Annotated in this window: 19 protein-coding genes; 4 read left to right on the top strand and 15 right to left on the bottom strand. The window is 68.3% G+C overall.

The window, feature by feature from the left end; all coding sequences use genetic code 11:
• Window positions 1–38: 38 nt before the first annotated feature.
• From ABE454_RS10175 to ABE454_RS10105, 15 genes are all read right to left on the bottom strand, one after another.
• The gene (locus ABE454_RS10175) at window positions 39–692 is read right to left on the bottom strand and encodes an LPD7 domain-containing protein (RefSeq protein ID WP_346531390.1); all 654 of its coding nucleotides are present in this window, start codon (window positions 690–692) and stop codon (window positions 39–41) included.
• Window positions 692–2,572 (bottom strand): type IV secretory system conjugative DNA transfer family protein, encoded by a 1,881-nt coding sequence (locus ABE454_RS10170; RefSeq protein ID WP_346531388.1) that lies wholly within the window; start codon window positions 2,570–2,572, stop codon window positions 692–694. Before ABE454_RS10170 ends, ABE454_RS10175 begins: the two co-directional genes overlap by 1 nt.
• The gene (gene virB11, locus ABE454_RS10165; RefSeq protein WP_346531386.1) at window positions 2,538–3,548 is read right to left on the bottom strand and encodes a P-type DNA transfer ATPase VirB11; all 1,011 of its coding nucleotides are present in this window, start codon (window positions 3,546–3,548) and stop codon (window positions 2,538–2,540) included. Before virB11 ends, ABE454_RS10170 begins: the two co-directional genes overlap by 35 nt.
• Window positions 3,548–4,675: a type IV secretion system protein VirB10 gene (virB10, locus tag ABE454_RS10160; RefSeq protein ID WP_346531385.1), complete on the bottom strand. Its 1,128-nt coding sequence runs from the start codon at window positions 4,673–4,675 to the stop codon at window positions 3,548–3,550. Before virB10 ends, virB11 begins: the two co-directional genes overlap by 1 nt.
• Window positions 4,672–5,496, bottom strand: coding sequence for a TrbG/VirB9 family P-type conjugative transfer protein (locus ABE454_RS10155; protein WP_346531383.1), 825 nt, complete (start codon window positions 5,494–5,496; stop codon window positions 4,672–4,674). Before ABE454_RS10155 ends, virB10 begins: the two co-directional genes overlap by 4 nt.
• The gene (locus ABE454_RS10150) at window positions 5,493–6,176 is read right to left on the bottom strand and encodes a virB8 family protein (protein ID WP_346531382.1); all 684 of its coding nucleotides are present in this window, start codon (window positions 6,174–6,176) and stop codon (window positions 5,493–5,495) included. Before ABE454_RS10150 ends, ABE454_RS10155 begins: the two co-directional genes overlap by 4 nt.
• Complete coding sequence (locus ABE454_RS10145; protein WP_346531380.1) at window positions 6,173–6,376, bottom strand: hypothetical protein; 204 nt, start codon at window positions 6,374–6,376, stop codon at window positions 6,173–6,175. The genes ABE454_RS10150 and ABE454_RS10145 overlap by 4 nt, the downstream gene beginning before the upstream one ends.
• Before the next feature lies 1 nt (window position 6,377).
• A complete protein-coding gene (locus ABE454_RS10140) occupies window positions 6,378–7,298 on the bottom strand; it encodes a type IV secretion system protein (protein WP_346531378.1) in 921 nt (306 codons plus the stop codon).
• A 2-nt stretch (window positions 7,299–7,300) separates the two neighbouring features.
• The gene (locus ABE454_RS10135; protein ID WP_346531376.1) at window positions 7,301–8,023 is read right to left on the bottom strand and encodes a type IV secretion system protein; all 723 of its coding nucleotides are present in this window, start codon (window positions 8,021–8,023) and stop codon (window positions 7,301–7,303) included.
• Window positions 8,020–10,395 carry a VirB4 family type IV secretion/conjugal transfer ATPase gene (locus ABE454_RS10130; protein ID WP_346531375.1) on the bottom strand — a complete coding sequence of 792 codons (2,376 nt, stop codon included), beginning with the start codon at window positions 10,393–10,395 and terminating at the stop codon, window positions 8,020–8,022. The genes ABE454_RS10135 and ABE454_RS10130 overlap by 4 nt, the downstream gene beginning before the upstream one ends.
• The gene (locus ABE454_RS10125; protein ID WP_346531373.1) at window positions 10,388–10,723 is read right to left on the bottom strand and encodes a type IV secretion system protein VirB3; all 336 of its coding nucleotides are present in this window, start codon (window positions 10,721–10,723) and stop codon (window positions 10,388–10,390) included. The genes ABE454_RS10130 and ABE454_RS10125 overlap by 8 nt, the downstream gene beginning before the upstream one ends.
• A gap of 171 nt (window positions 10,724–10,894) precedes the next feature.
• The gene (locus tag ABE454_RS10120) at window positions 10,895–11,200 is read right to left on the bottom strand and encodes a TrbC/VirB2 family protein (protein WP_346531372.1); all 306 of its coding nucleotides are present in this window, start codon (window positions 11,198–11,200) and stop codon (window positions 10,895–10,897) included.
• Entirely contained in the window at window positions 11,197–11,823 is a 627-nt protein-coding gene (locus ABE454_RS10115) for a lytic transglycosylase domain-containing protein (protein WP_346531371.1), read from the bottom strand. The genes ABE454_RS10120 and ABE454_RS10115 overlap by 4 nt, the downstream gene beginning before the upstream one ends.
• A gap of 28 nt (window positions 11,824–11,851) precedes the next feature.
• Window positions 11,852–12,142: a helix-turn-helix domain-containing protein gene (locus ABE454_RS10110; RefSeq protein WP_346531369.1), complete on the bottom strand. Its 291-nt coding sequence runs from the start codon at window positions 12,140–12,142 to the stop codon at window positions 11,852–11,854.
• A 59-nt stretch (window positions 12,143–12,201) separates the two neighbouring features.
• Entirely contained in the window at window positions 12,202–12,708 is a 507-nt protein-coding gene (locus ABE454_RS10105; RefSeq protein ID WP_346531368.1) for an XRE family transcriptional regulator, read from the bottom strand.
• A 196-nt stretch (window positions 12,709–12,904) separates the two neighbouring features.
• Between ABE454_RS10105 and ABE454_RS10100 the strand changes: the two genes are divergently transcribed.
• The 4 genes from ABE454_RS10100 (at window position 12,905) to ABE454_RS10085 (ending at window position 16,254) form a co-directional block, all read left to right on the top strand.
• A complete protein-coding gene (locus tag ABE454_RS10100) occupies window positions 12,905–13,522 on the top strand; it encodes a GntR family transcriptional regulator (protein WP_346531366.1) in 618 nt (205 codons plus the stop codon).
• 73 nt (window positions 13,523–13,595) lie between these two features.
• Window positions 13,596–13,832, top strand: coding sequence for a hypothetical protein (locus tag ABE454_RS10095; protein WP_346531365.1), 237 nt, complete (start codon window positions 13,596–13,598; stop codon window positions 13,830–13,832).
• 56 nt (window positions 13,833–13,888) lie between these two features.
• Window positions 13,889–14,527, top strand: a complete 639-nt coding sequence (locus ABE454_RS10090) for a lasso peptide biosynthesis B2 protein (RefSeq protein ID WP_346531363.1) — start codon at window positions 13,889–13,891, stop codon at window positions 14,525–14,527.
• A gap of 20 nt (window positions 14,528–14,547) precedes the next feature.
• Complete coding sequence (locus ABE454_RS10085) at window positions 14,548–16,254, top strand: asparagine synthase-related protein (protein ID WP_346531361.1); 1,707 nt, start codon at window positions 14,548–14,550, stop codon at window positions 16,252–16,254.
• Window positions 16,255–16,380 lie beyond the last annotated feature (126 nt).

The following is a 16,380-nucleotide window of genomic DNA, read 5'->3' as shown; positions in this document are numbered from 1 at the left end:
TTATGGCTTCTTAAGTGTTCATATTTGGATGTTTGTTGTCAGCGTTCCCGGTCTCGTCTGCGCGCCAGACCGGCCTCGCGGTCGAACCGCCGCCCGGCGTCGAGATGATGGATGACGCGGGCGACGGCGCGCTCCATCAGGCGAGCCCGGACGGCGGGGTCCTTGACGAGGGCGCGAACAGCTGTGGCGACCTGGGCCATCCGCGTCGGCGCCTGCGTCTCAGCCCGAAGGCGGTCTTCTTCCTTGCGGGCTGCCTTGCCGGGCGGGGTCTTTCGCTCCGCCGCCTGACGGTCGATCTCCCGGGGGCGGTAGCCCCGCACCTGGAGGTCGCGGACCTGGGCCTGGACCCAGACCTCGCGCCGGAAGGCCGGGTCGCCGCTGACGACGATCTCGCGCCAGCCGCGGTGGTCGGCGATCCGCAGCATGTCCCTGACCACGTCGGGATAGGGCTCGCGGGCGGTGAGGCGCCGGCCATGGTCATGGAAGAGCGCTTCTCCGCTCCGGTTATCCCGGTGGAAGCGTTCCGCCTTGCCTTTCCGGTCGTGCTCGACGAGGTACTTCGCCTCCAGCCCCTCCGGCAGGTCGCCCTTGCGGCGCGAGATCGGGGCCGCCTTCCGGGCTTGTGCGGCGGAAGGGAACAGCCCGTTCTCCGTGTCGCGGTCCGACGGCTGGGCGGATCTGTTTCTGACCATCAGTCTCTCCCTGTGGCGCGGTTTCGCGGCGCGGCCGCAAAGTCGATGAAGCCGTCCACCCAGGCTCCGACCTGGGCGGCGTCGGCGCCTCGGGGCGGAGGCGGGGGCGCGCCCTCGCGCTCAAGCGAGCGGACGAGCCCCTCGTAGCTCCATTCGTCACTGACGACCGGCTCCGAAGGGGACGGCGTGGGACTGGGGGTCGAACGAGGCGGGGGCGCCGTCGGTGGAGGGATGGGCGGCACGTCCGGAGGCGCGACGGGCCGGCGTTTCAGGGCGGGATGGGAGAAAAAACGCAGCTTGCGGCCGAGGATGGGCGGCAGACCGGCCTTGAGGACGATGAGGGCGTCGGCGTCCATCTGCATCAGTTCCTGGGGGAGCATCAGGGGGCGCTTCTGGTCGGATAGGGTGATCGAGCGCTTTCCGGCGCCCAGCATGGCGGGGCGGCTGCGGGACAGGGCGGCGTAGGTATAGGCGCCGAGCCGTTCGCTGAGATCCCGGGCCGTCTTCAGCTCCTTGGGGGCGAAGGCGACCTCGACGGCGCAGTTGGACATGATCTCCTCGGCCACGTCCGGGCCGTAGATGGCCCGGAGCTGGGCGGGGCTTTGCAGGACGGGCAGGAGACGCAGGCCGTAGCCGGCCACATAGGCGAAGGCGCGCGCGAGGACGCCGGCGTGGCCGAGGCGGGCGAACTCGTCGAGCAGGATCAGGACCTCCAGGGGCTCGGCTTCGCGATCCGGCAGGCGGCGGGTGTTCAGGTCCACCAACTGCTGGAAGAAGAGGCTGTAGAGCGGGGCGCAGCGCGCGACGTTGTCGGGCGAAACGCCGAGATAGATCGAGGTCGGGCGGGACCGCAGGGTCCTCAGGTCCAGGTCGGAAGAGGCTGTCGCGGCGTCCACCAGGGGATTCAGCCAGAGCGCCATCCGCGCCGTGATCGTCTGTTTGATGGAGGCGAAGGTGTTCTCGCCGGCCGTTGCTAAGTCGATAAGGGCCGCGACGCAGTATGCGGACAGAGGACGTTCGGAGGCCGCGCGGGCCTCGATCAGGGCGGGAAACCGTCGGCGCGGATCGCCGCCGGTGAGCTGACGGAAGATCTCGCCCAGGGTGAAGGGCAGGTCGGGCGTCTCGGCCACATAGGCGCCGACGCCGATGAAGCCGGCGCGCGCCGCCTCGTTCCAGAAGGGATCGGCGTGCTCCGGAGCCGGGAAGAGCATGGTCGCGATCTTCTGGAGCTCGTCTAGCGTCTCGACCGGATTGCGCCGGTTGATATGGCCCAGCGGATTATAGCGCGCGGTGCGCCCCTGCGGATCGAGCGGATCAAAACGCCAGACCGTCTGGCCGCAGCCAGCGCGATAGCCGGCGGTCGCGGCCCAGTTCTCCTGTTTGACGTCCAGGACCACGACCGAGCCCGGCCAGGTCAGGAGATTGGGAATGACCACGCCGACGCCCTTGCCGGTGCGGGTCGGGGCGTGGAGGAGGACGTGCTCGGGACCGTCGAAGACCAGGGGGCGGCCTTTCGCCTGGCCGATGACGATGCCCGATCGCGCTCGCAGCCCGGCCCGTGCGATCTCGGCGCCATTGGCCCAGCGCGCGGCGCCATGGAGGGGGCGGCGGCGTGAAAGGGCGGCCGCTGCGGCCATGACGATGAGCAGGAGGGCGCTGGAGCCGGCGCCGACGCCCAGCCACCGCGACAGTTCGGGATCATGGCGCGATCGCCAGACCCAGGCCGGAAGCCGCGCCCAGTCGAGGTCCGGCGCCAGTTGTCCCGTCCCGGCTAGGGCGATGATCAGGGTCAGCGTCGCGCCGACGCCAGCCAGGGCGAGGCCGGCGACGGCGAAAGCCGCCGCCCTAGCCGCGGACGAGGCGTTTGCGAGCGGGGTCATGCCAGACCTCTGTCATCCGGAAGCGGCCGTCGACCTTCTTCATCTGCACCACCACATCCACCATCAGGTGCAGCAGGCTGCGGATGTCCTCGCGCGGCAGGTCGCGACCACCTTCGGATTCGCGCACCAGCAGGGTGAGCTGCTCGAAGGCCAGTGCAGCCGAATCCGCATGGACGGTGGTGATCGAGCCGGGGTGTCCGGAGTTGACGGTGCGAAGGAAGAAGAAGGCGGCGGCGCCGTCACGCAGTTCCTGAAGCAGAATCCGGTCGGGACGCATGCGCAGGGCGCTCTCCAGCAGGGCCCTGGGTCCTGTCCTGGCCAGACCCTGGCCGTCCTTTGCGTAGAGGAGATGGACGGCGTTGCGATGAGGGACCGTCAGTTCGCGCGTGTCCTCGATCGTCAGCAGCCGCTCATGGAGCGGTATGAGCTCCACCAGCCCCTTGGCGAAGGTGGTCTTGCCCGAGCCGGTGGCGCCGGAGATGAGAATGTTGCGGCGTTCCTCCACCGCCAGCCGGAAGAAGCCGGGCCAGTCTCCAGCCTCGCGCAGCCGGGTCAGGGCGACGTCGGTATCGTCGATCTCGTGGCCGCTCACGGTTGTCGCCGTCGCGAACAGGCCTGCGGCTTCGAAGTCCTCAAGTCCCATCCGGCGGCTGGAAGGCTTGCGGATCGTCAGGGAGATCATACCGCCCGGGACGGCGGGGGGAAGAACGATCTGGCAGCGCTCGTTTCCCGGCAGGACGGTAGAGCAGATCGGGTGTTCGGCGTCGACGTCCTGTCGGGTGAAGGCCGCCGCCGCGACCGCAAGCGTGTGCAGCCAGGCTTCGGTCAGGGCCGGCGCCTTGTGCCAGCGCCAGCGGCCGGCGGCTTCGACCCCGATCTCGCCCGGGCGGTTGACCACCACCTCCGTAACCGCCTCCGGCTCCAGGAAGGGGCGCAGTGGGGCGAGATAGTGGTCGAGAACGGCGGTGTCTTCCATTAGCGCGGCCGAAGGCGATAGACATCGGCGAAGTTCAGGTCCTGGGCCACGAAGATGGAGACCTCGGACCCCTGCGCCTTGCGCAGGGTCGGCGGGATGGCGATCGAGTTCTGCAGGGCGATGGCGGCGGCGTCGGACGGGACCCGTGCGATGGTCTGGAAATCCTGTCCCCGGCCGGCTGCTGCATAGACGCCGTCATCGACGATCGACAACAGAAGGGCGCCGCCGAAGCGCTCCCAGAAACGGGTGTCGATTTCGCCGTCGAAGCCGGAGCGCCCCAGGGCGTCGGCCGCCGGCGAGGCCAGGGCCACCGCAACGCCTGTCGGGGTCACGGCCCGGGTCCACAGGACGAAGAGCCGGCGACGACCGGTTTCAAGTCCGCCGCGGTACTCGCCCAGAATACGCGTCCCGCGCTCCATCAGGACCACGGCCCCATTGTCCGAGTAGACGTCGCGGGACACCAGGCAGCTGACATAGCCCGGCGTGGCGCTGTCCATGGCGGTCTGCAGCACGCAGGGCAGGCTGGTCCCGGCGGTGATCAGGAGGTTGCGATCAGGGAGGCGGCCCGCCCGGGCCTCGCCGATCGGGCTGAGGCGGCGAAGCGCGTCAAGCGGGGAGGGGGTCTGCGGGCCGGTTGTCGGGACGGGTGGGGCGTGTTCGGGGGCGGGGGACGCCCGGCCGGAGCGGCTATAGGCCAGCAGCGGCGCCCGCCGGGCGCTCTGCGCCAGGGCGCGCCTTTGGTCCGCCGCCGAGGTCGCGGGGTCGGTCCTGTCGTGCGAAGGCGCGATCGCCGGCAGGAGTTCACCCTCGTCGGCCGGCGGCGTCGCATGGGGATTTCCGACGTCGCCGATGAGCGGCGGGGGCTCTGGGCGACGGGCGGGTTCGAAGGGCGCGCCCTGACGGGCCGGCTGGTCGACGGCCGTTGATTTCCGATCCCGGGCGTCGCCCCGGTCCCAGGTCGCGAAGAGGAAGACGCCGCAGCCGGCGGCCAGGGCGGCGAGCGTGATCATCCGTCCCTGGCGTCCTCCGAGGCGCCCCGCGATGGGGGATATGCCCCGATCCTGACCCGCCGGCGGGGTATCGGCGCGGTCGGCGGCGTCAGGCGGGGGCGTAGGATGGGCGGTCATGGCTGACCTCCCATGAGGGCGCGTTCGACCGATGGAGAGGCCGTGCCGCTGACCGTCGCGGCGCCGCGCGGGTTCCAGGTCTCATTGAAAATGCACAGGACCGAAGCCCCGCGACGCAGGCGCAGGCCGCGCGCTGTGCCATGGATGACGACGAACTCGCCGCGAACATCATAGGGGACGAGCCGTTCGCTTTCGTCCTCGCCCACTTCAAAAACGGCGGGAATGGCCTGGGCGCCCGGGAAGCGCAGGACGGTGAAACGGCCGTTGTCGCTGACCTCGCTCGGTTGAAGGCGGCTGTCGCCCTGAACCGAATAGGCGAGATTGCGCGGTCCCTGGAGCGCGCCCTGCTGCAGCTCAAGGCTGATCAGGCGTTCCTCCGCGAGGTCGGCGGCCCGGGCGACGCTGGCGGCGGCGCGGGCCCGATCGTCGTCGGGGTAGAGAAAACGGATCTGATAGGCGATCGAAGCCCGCCCGCCCGGCTCACGTGCGACCAGTTCGAAGGCGTAGTGGCGGGCCTGTCCGCCGCGATCGGTGACCACCAGGAGATTTGTGGCCGGTTGGCGTTCACGCGGCTTGAGGAAGAGAACCGAGCCTTCGGCGGCGACTTCCCAGGCCAGGCTGTCGCCTATGGCGGCGTGCCGGATGGTCTCCTCGGGCGAGAAGAGGATCTGGGTTGCGGTGCGGAAGGCCCCCGCCACGCGATAGACCTCGCCGGGCGCATAGACGACCTCGCGCATGCGGGCGTCGGGCGTCTCCCGGGCGAGGACGGGGTCTGCGAGCATCAGGGCGCCCACACTGACGGATAGGACGAGGGCTTTCATAGGATGACCTCCGGATCGGCGCGATAGGAGACGACCTGGAACCCCAGGGGATTGCGCAGCCGGTCCGCCTCCGTCATCGGCGCCCGGGTCCAGGTGAAGGCTATGGTGGCGATCCAGTCGCTTTCGACGACCTGCCGGGCATGCCGGACCGTGCGGCGGAAGCGCACATTGGCGACGTCGTCATTGATGAAGCCGATGGCGCGGATGACGACGACAGCCTCGCCGTCGGGGCCGTAGAGGTTCTGCGGGCTCTGGGGGTTGGAGCCGCGGTAGAGGTCGGACCAGCGCGCCTGTTCACCGGGCGCCGAGAGGACGGACACCAGGCGGAAGGCGTCCTCGGCCGCCGGGTCGAGATAGCCCTCCCGGGCGCGGACATACTGGGCGAGGAAGTATTTGCTGACGGCCTCGTCGTAGCGGACCGGACCCTGGTCCGCCGACAGGCCCCTGACCACGTCCACGGCCCCGGTCGCCTGATCGACGCGGATGACGAAGGGCTCGGTCGTCTTCAACGGCGTCAGGGCGATGACGGCCAGGCTCGAGGCGGCGGCGAGAAGCGTGGTCGCGCCCGCTGCGATCCAGGCGACGCGCCGCGAGCGCAGGGCGGAGGACAGGCGGTCCTGGTCCCAGCGCCGCGCCTGGGCGAAGTAGCGCTTCAGTTCGTCGGAAGAGACGCCGGTCATGCGCTGCCTCCGGTCTGCGCCGGTGCAGCCTTGGTGGGGGTGGCGGCCTGCGCCGCCGCCGTCGGGGCGGGCGACAGGACAGAGCCGTGGGGATTGGCGGGTCTTCTGGCGGTTCCGTCACAGGTGGGCAGGTCGAGGCGGTATGGAGAGGCGCAGCCGCTGAGGGTGAAGACAGCGAAAAGCAGAAGGCGAAGCGACATGTCAGGCTCCATTCGGTCGGATGGTCCCGCCGCTCCTGGGCGGCTGGCGGCTGGCTTCCTGAGGTCCGCGCGCGCCGCCGGAACGGCCCGATCCCAGGGCGGCGGCGTTTGCGAAATCGGCCAGACCCGCGCTGGCGCCGCCGGCGACGCCTGCGGCTATGGCCGGGGTCTGCAGGAAGAAGATCGCGCCAAGCAGGCACAGGGCGATGAAGATAAGTCCGCCGATCATCGGGTCGGCGCCCTGGATCGAGCCCCACTGGTCCCTCACAAGGGAGAGGACGAGCTGAAAGATGACGATCATCAGGGCGAAGAGGACGAGATAGTTCACCGCCTGGCTCAGCCAGCCGAAGAAGAAACGGCGGGTGGCGTCGAACAGGGCGGAGGCGATGAAAATCGGACCCAGGGTCACGAGCAGGGCCAGGGCCAGCTTGGCGACCAGGACCACGCCGAAGCCCAGAGCCGCGGCCAGGGCGCCGATGATGAAGACCGCCGCCGCGATGACATAGGCGCCGGAATTGAAGGGCGAGGCGTCGCGGGCGATGTCTTCGCCCAGCCAAGCCGCATAGGCCATGAACTGGTCGAAGGCCGCGCCGACGCTCGGCGCCTCGGCCCCGCTGACGGCGCGGGTCAGGACATTGGGCAGGCTGGTGAAGAGGGGCTCGGTGACGAAGCTGGAATAGGCGGTCGTGGTCGCCAGGGCGTAGATCAGGGCGAGCTTGATCGAGCGGACGGCGAAATCCATCACAGGCTCGCTGATGGCGCCGCGCAGGATGGCGAAGCCGTAGAGGACCACATAGAGGACGAGAGCGATCCTCAGAGGGCCCTCGACCTCGGCGATCACGGCGGCCAGGCGGCTGCCGAGGAATTCGTTCAGGCGGCCGTCGATGAAGTCATAGCTCGGCTCGAAGACGCGGAACTCCATGATCAGGGCTCCTGAAAGGTTCGGGAGTAGGCGGCCTGCCGGGCCGTCCTTGCGGCCTCGGCCTGTTCGCGCGCGCGCTGTTCCTCGAGCCGGGTTTCCGCGGCCTGGGTCAGGGCGAGACCCTGAAGGCGGAGCTGTTCGTTCTGGATCAGAGCCTGTTCGGCCGCGAGCCGGGACTCGAGATCCAGAACGGCGCGGGCGTTGGGGGCGGCGTCCAGGGCGCGGCGCAGGCTCTCCAGGCCCTCGAGTCTCTGATCGGAAGACCGGCTGACGGCCTCGCCGATGGCCAGATCCCGCGCCGTCCGGGCCCCCGAGCGTTCGAGGCTGTCGCGATAATAGCTCTCCGCGCTCCCTGAGGGCGGAGTGTAGAGGCGGGTCTCGCGGCGGATGGCTTCGGCGCGGTCCGCCAGGTCGCCGAGCGCCGTCAGCTCTCCCTCCGCCGCCGTCCGCAGAGCGCGAATATCCGGAAGGGGATTGCGAACCTCGGGCAGGCCGAGAGCGCTCGCCAGGGAATTGACATCCGAGATCGAGTTCAGGCTGTCGAACAGGGCCTGTCCCTGTTCGACCTGAGCCTGGAGCGCGCGTAGCTGTTGCAGGGCGGCGCGGGCGTCCTCGACCAGTCTGGCGTAGGCGGTCGGATCGTGAACGATGTGCTGGGCCTGCGCGGTCGGGGCCGCAGCCAGGAAGGCGGCGCAGATCAGCGACGCGAACGAACGGGCTTTCATGAGACTCTCCTTCGGGCATGGAAGAGGTCGCGCCATCGGGCGTAGTCGTCGCCCGTCTCGGCGCGGATCTGGTCGAGCAGGGCGACGGTTTCGGTCCGGCCCGACAGCACAGCCAGGGCGTCGTCCAAGCCGTCGAGGTTGAGTTCCACCACCACGCTGTCGTGGCCCTGCTTGACCAGGAAGCGATGGGAGGCCGGCGTCAGTTCGTCCCTGACCAACCGGAACTCGGCCTCGCTCAGGCCGAAGCCGTCGACATAGTCGCGGGCCTGGCCATGGGCGTTGGGCAGGAAGATCTTGGTCGCGCACTGTTCCAGAACGGCGTGGGCGATGGGCGAGCGCAGGATGTCGGCGGGCGACTGGGTTCCGAACACCATCAGGGCGTTCTGCTTGCGCCAGGTCTTCAGGCCGTCCTGCGCCAGATCGGTGAAGGCGGGGTCGCCGAGGACTTTCCAGAACTCGTCGATGTCCAGGACCAGGCGGCGGCCGTCCACCCGTTCGGCTATGCGGTGGAAGAGGTAGAGCATGGCCGGGGTCCGGACCTCGTCGTGATCCAGCACCCGGGTCATGTCGAAACCCACCAGCGGAGCCTCCAGGCTCAGCGCGTCCTCTTCATTGTCGAGCACCCAGCCCAGCGGGCCTCCGCGCTGCCAGCGTTCGAGACGGGCGCCGACGCCGCCCGCATCGCCCTGGCCCAACAGACTCCTCAGGGCCGCGATGGAACGCTGGCGGCGGGGGAGAGCCTCCAGGGCGGAGACGCCATGATCGATCGCCTGCGCCTGGGCGACCGTCAGGGTTTCGTCAGGGCGGGTGACCAGGGCGCGGACCAGCCGGCTCAGGAAGGCGCGGTTGCGGGGCGACGAAGGCAGGGCCATGAGCGGGGCGAAGCCGGTCGGTTCGCCGTCTGCCAGAGTCAGATAGGTCCCGCCGCTCGCGCGTACGAAGATCTCGGCGCCCCGGTCTTTGTCGATGAAGATCTGCTGGGCGCCGAACCGCTCCAACTGGGCCAGCATGAAGTTCTGGACGACCGTCTTGCCGGAGCCGGAAGGGCCGCAGATGAAGGTGTGGCCCAGGTCGCCGACATGGAAGTTGAAATAGAAGGGCGAACCGGCGGTCGTTCTCAGGACGGCCACGGCGGACCCCCAGTGGTTTCCGGACGCCCTGCCGACAGGATGGGAATGGAAGGGGGCAAGCGCCGCGAAATTGCGCGAGGTGATGGCGGCCGGCCGGGTGCGCCGGGCGAAGGCGCCGGGAAACTGGGACCAGAAGGCGGCTTCGAGGCCGAGGTCCTCGCGCGCCACGACCAGGCCGGAATCCGCCAGGATCGCGCGAGCCTTGGACAGGTGGTCGGCCAGAAGCGTGGGCGTGTCGCCGTAGACCAGGACAGAAGCCTGATGTTCGCCCATGACGAAGCGGTTGCTGGTCAGCTCGTCCAGGGCCTCTGACAGTCCGTCGATCTGGGATCCAGCGCGATCCCGGGCGGCGACCATCTGGTTCTGCTTGCGCTCCATCACGGCCCGGGCGGAGGCCTTGGAGAGGAAGGCGAAGGACTGGGTGACGACGAAGCTGAAGCGGGCGCTGAGCAGGGCGTCCCATAGCCCGGGGCGGGTGGTGGCCGGATACTCCTTGACGGCCAGGACGCCGGCGTAGCGGGCTGAGGCCACGTCCCTCAGCTCAAGAGTCTCCCGACCGAAGATGGCGCGGGTCGTATAGAGGGCGGCGCCGAGGTGGCCGTAGACGATCGGGGCGGGCGACGGGCGTCCGGTCAGGACCAGCCCCATGACCTCCATAGGCTCCGAGAACCACAGGCCGTTTTTCTCATAGAGGCCGAGGCGGCGTGGGGCGTAGCGGTCCAGATACTGGGCGAGGTCGCGCCCGGCCTCTTCGATCCGGCGCAACTGTATCAAGTCCGGCTCCGGGTCTTCGCGGCGCGCGGCGCGCAGGCGCCGCATCAGGGCGGCTGTCCGATTGGACGGCTCGCGGCCCGGATGCAGGACCAGGGTGACGAAGAGTTCGTTGACCCACAGAGGCTTGTCCGCCGCCTGGGCGTTCCAAGCGGCGCCGAGCTCGGCGGCGAAGGCGGAGCGATAGCCGGTGGAGGGCTCAACCTCGACGCGGCGGCGGATGAGGTGGTGCCAGACCGCGAACCGGTCGTCGGCGAGGTTGCGCCAGGTCTGGTTCAGTTTGAGGTGCCAGTCGTTGAGGTCGCGGGCGTCCGCGGTCTCGAAGCTCGCGCCCTGGATCTGGAACACCAGCATGAGGGCGCCGTTGTCGAGGGCCACGACGTGATCGTTGACGTGCCGCGCATAGGGCAGGTGCGATCGGGCGTCGCTGTCGCGACGGAGCCGGCTGTCGCTGATCCCGCCCTCAGCCACGGGTCAGCTCCGCGGCGCGGTAGCGACGGACCAGGGGCAGGGGCGAGGGCGAGCTTCCACCCCAGAGGGCGCTGTTTCTGGCCCGGCCCTTGGTGTCGATATAGACGAAGATCAGCCGGAAGGCGTTGTGGTCGGCCCTGCAGATGGCGCGAAACACCATGTGCAGGGCGGGTGCGACCAACAGGTAGAGCAGGCTGCCCCCGACGAGGAAGACGAGACCGGAGAGGATGACATTGACCCCCATGGCCTCCATGGGAACGCCCATGACCATGGCCGGCCGGGTGCAGGCCAGGAACAGGGGGTCTTCGATGAGGCGCTCTTCAGCCATGACCCCCTCCGCCGAACAGTAGGCCCGCGGCCAGGGCGAGGACCAGGCCGCTCCCGAGGCCGCCGACGATCTGGGCGCAGCGAAGGGGCGAGATCAGCCGTCGGCCGACCGCCAGGCCGAGAGCGAAGGCCGTCCCGGCCGCGCCGAGGGCGATAAGGGCGGCGCAGGAGCTCATCGACCGCCGCCCGTGATCAGATTGACGATCTCGGCTGCGCCGAAGACGACGATGATGCCGAGCACGACGATGGCGGCGCGGCGGAGATCGAACAGGCCGAACATCCAAAGTATGCCGACCACCACCACGGCGAGGACCGCCAGCAGCCGGGCGGTATTGCCGGTCAGCATGTCGACGACGTTCTGGAGCAAGCCCTCGATATTGGCTGAGGCGAAGGCGGGCTGGACCAGCAGCAGGCTGGAGGCTCCGGCGACGAGGGCGGCGGCGCAGAGGCGGCGCGTCTTGGAGGACTGTAGGATCATTTCTGACCTCCCGAGGCGTTTCCGGGTGAAACGAAGACCAGGCGTGCGCTCGCCTGCCCTCGTGCGAAGACATCCCAGTCGGCGACGGGCCTCTGCTCGACAGGGCTGTCCGCTGCGACGATGGGCGTCTGTGCGGAAGAGGGGCGCTGGCGCGGATCAAGGCCGAGGTTTCTGGCGGCTGCTTCGACCCGGGCGACATAGCCGTTGCGAAAGCCGCGTTGCGGATGGCCCGTATTGTATCGCGACAGGGCGACCCCCAGGCTCTGCTGCGGGGTCTCCTCGGCGCGCGGGCGGTAGCCGGCGTGCAGGACGCGGTCCGCGGCGGCGAGATTGCGACAGGGATCGAAGACAGTCTCCGGGCTCAGGCCGAGCCACGCCAGATTGTCGCTGTTGATCTGGGCTAGGCCGAGATCGAGATTGGCGCCGCGTTCGAGCAGGTCGCGCGCAATCCGGGCGGCGTCGGCGGCGTCCCGGGCGTGACGCGCCGGACGCGGGCCGCGATTGACGCCGATCGCCAGGTAGTCGAACCGGCTTTCAGTCCAGGCTAATGCGGCTAGGGTTTCCGGCGCGTTCTGCGGCGCACAGGCTTGGGCCAGGATGAGAATGGCGGCGAGATCGAGCAAGGCGCGGCTCCGGTTTGTGGAGCCTCATTCAACTTCCCCTCGGATAGAGCATCGACCCGCCGCTTCCCCGCCGCAAATCTACGGTGGGGCCGGGGCGGGACGGAGAGGTGGCGGCGAACCGCGCTACCGCCTGGATGCGAGTTCTCACGCCCAGCAGGCGGCAGGCGCCGGCCAGATGCTCGTCGACGGTGCGGGGGGACAGGCCGAGCTCCAAGGCGATGCGGCTCGAGGTCAGGCCTTCGGACGCCAGCGTCAGGCATTGGCGCTGACGGCGGGACAGGGCGTCCACGGCGGCGGCTAGGGATGGGGGCGGGCGCATGGGTCCAGCACAGATCGTGTCTCGCCCTGCGGCCAGCCCGCAACTTCCCGGCGTCGGATTTACGGCTTCCGACGGTCCGGCGGCTCGTCCTCTTCATTCAGGTCGGGCGGAATCAGCTTGTCGAGCCGTTGCTGAAGCCAGATCCGGGCGGCTTCGTCGCGACGGACCGCCTGCATCGCCAGTTCACGGAAGGCGCGGGTCACCGCATTGATGATGGTCCGTCCGTCCAGTTCGGCGATCCCATCGGCCATGTCGTCGTCCAGAGCGTGCATGGCGACCACCAGTATCTCCACCAGCTTATTGTCGGCCGCTCGCAGGGCGAACTCCGGCGAACCGAAAGCCATGGCGCAGAAGATGGCGTAGGGGTCGGAATCCGTGACGTGGGCGAAACGATGGATGCGTTCGTGATGCACCTTTCCCTTGCCGGCCTCGAACATTTCATAGGTCCTCAGTCGCATTCCCATGGCGTCCGCCACGTCTATGGTGCGCATCCGGCGGTGCATGCGGATCAGACGGAGCGCCGCTGAAAGCGTGGCGCTTTGGGACTGGCGTTTTTCCGGGCCCATCGACCGGCATCCTCCCCGCTGACGAGGCGTTCGGATCGCAATCCCGCACCCCTGCAGGTTGAAAAAATGGGCCAGCGCCGACTCAAATGAAAGTCTGGAAATAAACGGGCCCAAGAAACTTGCGGATGGTCGAAAATAACCTGCGGTTATTAGCGGCGTCCTCTCTCATGTCTTGGGCAGGACGGGAGAGCGGGAGATGAGACTGCATGATCCCTATCATATGGCCCTGTCGGCCCTTGCTGGTTTTGTCGGGGAGGGGCGTTTCGGCGCAGGCATGCCTCTGGTGGTCACGACCCTCGCCCGCGAGCTCGGCCTGAGCCCGACGCCGGTCCGTGAAGCCCTGGCGCGGCTGGCTGGGGAGGGGGTGATCGACCACTGGCCCGGACGGGGCTATTTCGCGCCGGGACTGGCGGCGAGCGATATCGTCGAACTCTATGATTATCACCGCCGCCTTGTTCTTTGGGCGATCGACGCGCCTGCGGCGGCGGGCAAGCAGGCCTGGGATCGGGAGGAAGGACCGCTCGTCGACCGCATAGAGCGGGTCTTCGCCGGTGCTGCAGGGCGGTCGGGAAACAGGGTGCTAATGCGCGCTCAGCGCCTGGCCGCGGCCTGTCTTCGTCCAGTTCGCGTGGTTGAGGCGAAGATTGCTCCGGTGACGGTCGACGAGGTCGAGCGTCTCGAGGAGCTGTCGAAGAATGAGGAAGCGGCCGGATTGAGAGAGGCGATCGTCGTGTATCACGAAGGCCGGATGGAGGCGATCGCCAGCATATCCGCCGCCATCCGACGGTCATTCGAAAGTATAGATCAAATATAGCTGTCAAATAGGCAAAGCTGGGCGCTCCTTCTTGGGGTCGGGGCGTTGGGCTCCGGCTGCAGGAGGTAATGTCATGTTGAAGACCCTGTCAGGCCTGATCCGCCTTGGATCGGCCGCCGTCCATACCCGCGCCGATACCGGCTCCCAGAAGGAAGAGCTCAATCCGGTCTTTCATTACGACGATATCGGCGCGCGCGCCGATGTGGTTCGTCTCGGCGCCGCCGGACGGGAAACGCGCGCGGATTGCCCGGATGGCCTACTCGAGCTGATCCCGGTCCAGCGCTGGGAAATGAGCGGCGCGAGCCGCTGAACGGCCGGGGGACGTCGCCCGTCGGGCGGCGTCCTTACGGTCGCCGGGAGCTGGACATGATCCCTGTGCTTGGAGCCGGCGTTTTCGCCGCTGCTGTGGACGATGCCTTGATCCTCCTCGACCTTGAGAAGGACGACTATCTCTGTCTTCCCGGTGCGGCCGACGCGGTGGCGACGGGTGAGGGCGGCGCTCTGAAGGTCGAGGATGCTCGCGTCGCCGGAATACTGGCTGCGGCGGGGCTTTTGGGAAGAGGGCCCGCCATAGCGGAGAAGCTCCTGCCTGAGAGGCCATCGATCTCCGTCATTCATGAATCAGCGGGACGTCGACCTACTTTGCCGATGTGGCGGGACGGAATTCTGGCCGCGCTCGCGGTGCGCAAGGCCCGCAGGCGGGGCGGAATAAAAGACTATCTGGCGCTGGCTTGCGGCTCGGAAGGCGACCGGTGTCCGGCCCGTGTCGCCGAGGCGGCCCGCGCCTTTTGGCGCATGACGCCCTGGCTGCCGATTGAGGGCGAATGCCTTGTCAGGTCGGCCCTTTTGATGGGATTTCTTCAGCGACGCGGCCTTGCGGCGGACTGGGTGTTCGGCGTCCGCCTCTGGCCCTTCACGGCCCACTGTTGGGTGCAGTTGGACGGCGTCTGTCTCAATGACGAGGTCGAACGCCTAACCTCCTACACGCCGATCTACTGCCGATGAGACCGGCGGATCGCGGCTATATGATCGTCCAGTGGGACCGCATCGGTCCGGCGGACATGTCGATCTTCGATTTCGGGCGTCGCGGCCTCGAGCGGGCAGGCTGGCGATCTGTGTCGCCGCTTGATGGATTGGAGGTCTTCGTGGGCCCCGGGCGGGCGCCTCGCGTGCGCCAAATCCATCACCGCTGCGTCCTGATCGGCGAGTACCGGCCCCATGGCCAAGCCTTGTCCGCCTTAGTCGGCGGCAGTCGTACGCCCGAAGGACTGGCGCGGGCGGCGGTCGACGGCGGATCGGGGCGCTATGTTTTGGTCTGGCACACGGATGCAGGTGAATTGGCGGTCCTGCGCGATCCCTCCGGGGCGTTGGATTGCATGGTCTGGAACCGAGGAGGGCTGAGGCTGGCGTCCGACCAGCCGCCGCCCGAGGCGGATATCCTCATGCCGGACAACCTTGCGATCGACTGGGAACGACTTGGAGAGATCATCGATCAGCCCGGGCTGGTGAGCGATCAGCCGCCGCTTTGCGGTCTGACCGCGGTTGCGCCGGGAGAGTTGGCTCTGGTGGCCCGTCGTGCTGTCCGAGAGGCGGTATGGACCCCGGCCGAGATATGGCGGAAGCGTCGTTCAGATCCTACGCCAAGGGCGCTGCGGTCGGTGGTGGACGCGGCGGTGGCGGCTGAGGCCGGGCGCCATGAACGGCTGGTGGGGGAGATGTCCGGCGGGCTGGATTCCGCCATCGTCTCAAGCAGTCTCGCCGCGTCGGGCGGGGCAGGACGCGCCCGTTTCATAAACTATTATGGGGACTGGCCCGAGGGCGACGAGCGGGCCTATGCCGAGGCCAACGCCCGGAAGAACCGGCTTTCGCTCGAGACGGCGAGGAAGCCTGTGGCGGCGATAACGCCCGAATTGCTGGCCCCCCTGGGATGGGGGCTTCGTCCGGCCCTGCATGGGGTGGATACAGCCTATGACCGGGATATGGCGGATCGGCTAAAGGCGGCGGATGCGACGGGACTTCTGACAGGGCAGGGCGGCGACGCCGTCTTTTTCCAGGCCCCAGACCCCAGGGTGGTCGTCGACCGCCGCCGCCGCAGGGGATGGCGAGGGTTCGAACCCGGCTATTGGGCTGAGGTCGGACGGTGGACGCGACATTCGGTGTGGACGGTCGCAAGGCTGGCGCTCCAGTCCTCCCTCAGTCCAGAAGTTGGGGGACGCCATCACCCCTGGCTGGAGGATTGCGACGACCTTCCGCCCGCCAAGCGCGGCCAGATCCTGCGTCTGATCAACTGCCAACTCTTCCATGGGGATTGCTTGCGCGCGCGAGCGGCGGACCTCGTCCATCCGCTGCTTGGCCAGCCCGTCATGGAGCATGTCCTTGGCGTGCCGTCGGATCTTTTGCTGGCAGAGGTCCAGGATCGTGGGTTGGCGCGACTGGCCTTCGCCGACCGCCTTCCTGACCTCATTATCCGGCGTCGAGACAAGGGGGATCTGAGCGCCTTCTACGGCCAGGTGGTCCGGTTGAGCCTGCCTTCTCTCCGGCCCTTTCTGCTGGAGGGGCGGCTTGTGGAGCAGCAACTTCTGGAGCGGGCCACCCTTGAGCAGGACCTGACGCCGGAACGCCTGATGTGGGCTCCCGGGGGCAATCGCCCCCTTCTGCTTGCGGTGCTGGAGGTCTGGGCACGACACTGGGATGAGCGGATCGGGCGGCGGATCAAAACCGAAACGCCATAGAGGTCGCGCAATAAGAATTCCGAATGGGACGACGGTTTGGACTTTACTCCATTTGCTAAGGCAGGCTTCTGATTTCGGCCGTTCTCGAACCCCGCGACCCTTGGCTTTCTTCTCGTCAACGTTTTC

The sequence above is a fragment of the Brevundimonas diminuta genome (assembly GCF_039673845.1).
In the GTDB taxonomy this organism is placed as follows: Bacteria; Pseudomonadota; Alphaproteobacteria; order Caulobacterales; family Caulobacteraceae; genus Brevundimonas; species Brevundimonas diminuta_E.
This window is presented reverse-complemented; position numbering and strand designations above follow the sequence as displayed.

Bases quoted from the DNA above. Each gene is read 5' to 3' on its own strand.
- ABE454_RS10100 (WP_346531366.1), top strand. From the start codon at position 12,905: ATGAGACTGCATGATCCCTATCATATGGCCCTGTCGGCCCTTGCTGGT.
- ABE454_RS10110 (WP_346531369.1), bottom strand. From the start codon at position 12,142: ATGCGCCCGCCCCCATCCCTAGCCGCCGCCGTGGACGCCCTGTCCCGC.
- ABE454_RS10095 (WP_346531365.1), top strand. From the start codon at position 13,596: ATGTTGAAGACCCTGTCAGGCCTGATCCGCCTTGGATCGGCCGCCGTC.
- ABE454_RS10085 (WP_346531361.1), top strand. From the start codon at position 14,548: ATGATCGTCCAGTGGGACCGCATCGGTCCGGCGGACATGTCGATCTTC.
- virB10 (WP_346531385.1), bottom strand. From the start codon at position 4,675: ATGACCGCCCATCCTACGCCCCCGCCTGACGCCGCCGACCGCGCCGAT.
- ABE454_RS10090 (WP_346531363.1), top strand. From the start codon at position 13,889: ATGATCCCTGTGCTTGGAGCCGGCGTTTTCGCCGCTGCTGTGGACGAT.
- ABE454_RS10150 (WP_346531382.1), bottom strand. From the start codon at position 6,176: ATGACCGGCGTCTCTTCCGACGAACTGAAGCGCTACTTCGCCCAGGCG.
- ABE454_RS10135 (WP_346531376.1), bottom strand. From the start codon at position 8,023: ATGAAAGCCCGTTCGTTCGCGTCGCTGATCTGCGCCGCCTTCCTGGCT.
- ABE454_RS10105 (WP_346531368.1), bottom strand. From the start codon at position 12,708: ATGGGCCCGGAAAAACGCCAGTCCCAAAGCGCCACGCTTTCAGCGGCG.
- ABE454_RS10145 (WP_346531380.1), bottom strand. From the start codon at position 6,376: ATGTCGCTTCGCCTTCTGCTTTTCGCTGTCTTCACCCTCAGCGGCTGC.
- ABE454_RS10140 (WP_346531378.1), bottom strand. From the start codon at position 7,298: ATGGAGTTCCGCGTCTTCGAGCCGAGCTATGACTTCATCGACGGCCGC.
- ABE454_RS10170 (WP_346531388.1), bottom strand. From the start codon at position 2,572: ATGACCCCGCTCGCAAACGCCTCGTCCGCGGCTAGGGCGGCGGCTTTC.
- ABE454_RS10155 (WP_346531383.1), bottom strand. From the start codon at position 5,496: ATGAAAGCCCTCGTCCTATCCGTCAGTGTGGGCGCCCTGATGCTCGCA.
- virB11 (WP_346531386.1), bottom strand. From the start codon at position 3,548: ATGGAAGACACCGCCGTTCTCGACCACTATCTCGCCCCACTGCGCCCC.
- ABE454_RS10175 (WP_346531390.1), bottom strand. From the start codon at position 692: ATGGTCAGAAACAGATCCGCCCAGCCGTCGGACCGCGACACGGAGAAC.
- ABE454_RS10120 (WP_346531372.1), bottom strand. From the start codon at position 11,200: ATGATCCTACAGTCCTCCAAGACGCGCCGCCTCTGCGCCGCCGCCCTC.
- ABE454_RS10125 (WP_346531373.1), bottom strand. From the start codon at position 10,723: ATGGCTGAAGAGCGCCTCATCGAAGACCCCCTGTTCCTGGCCTGCACC.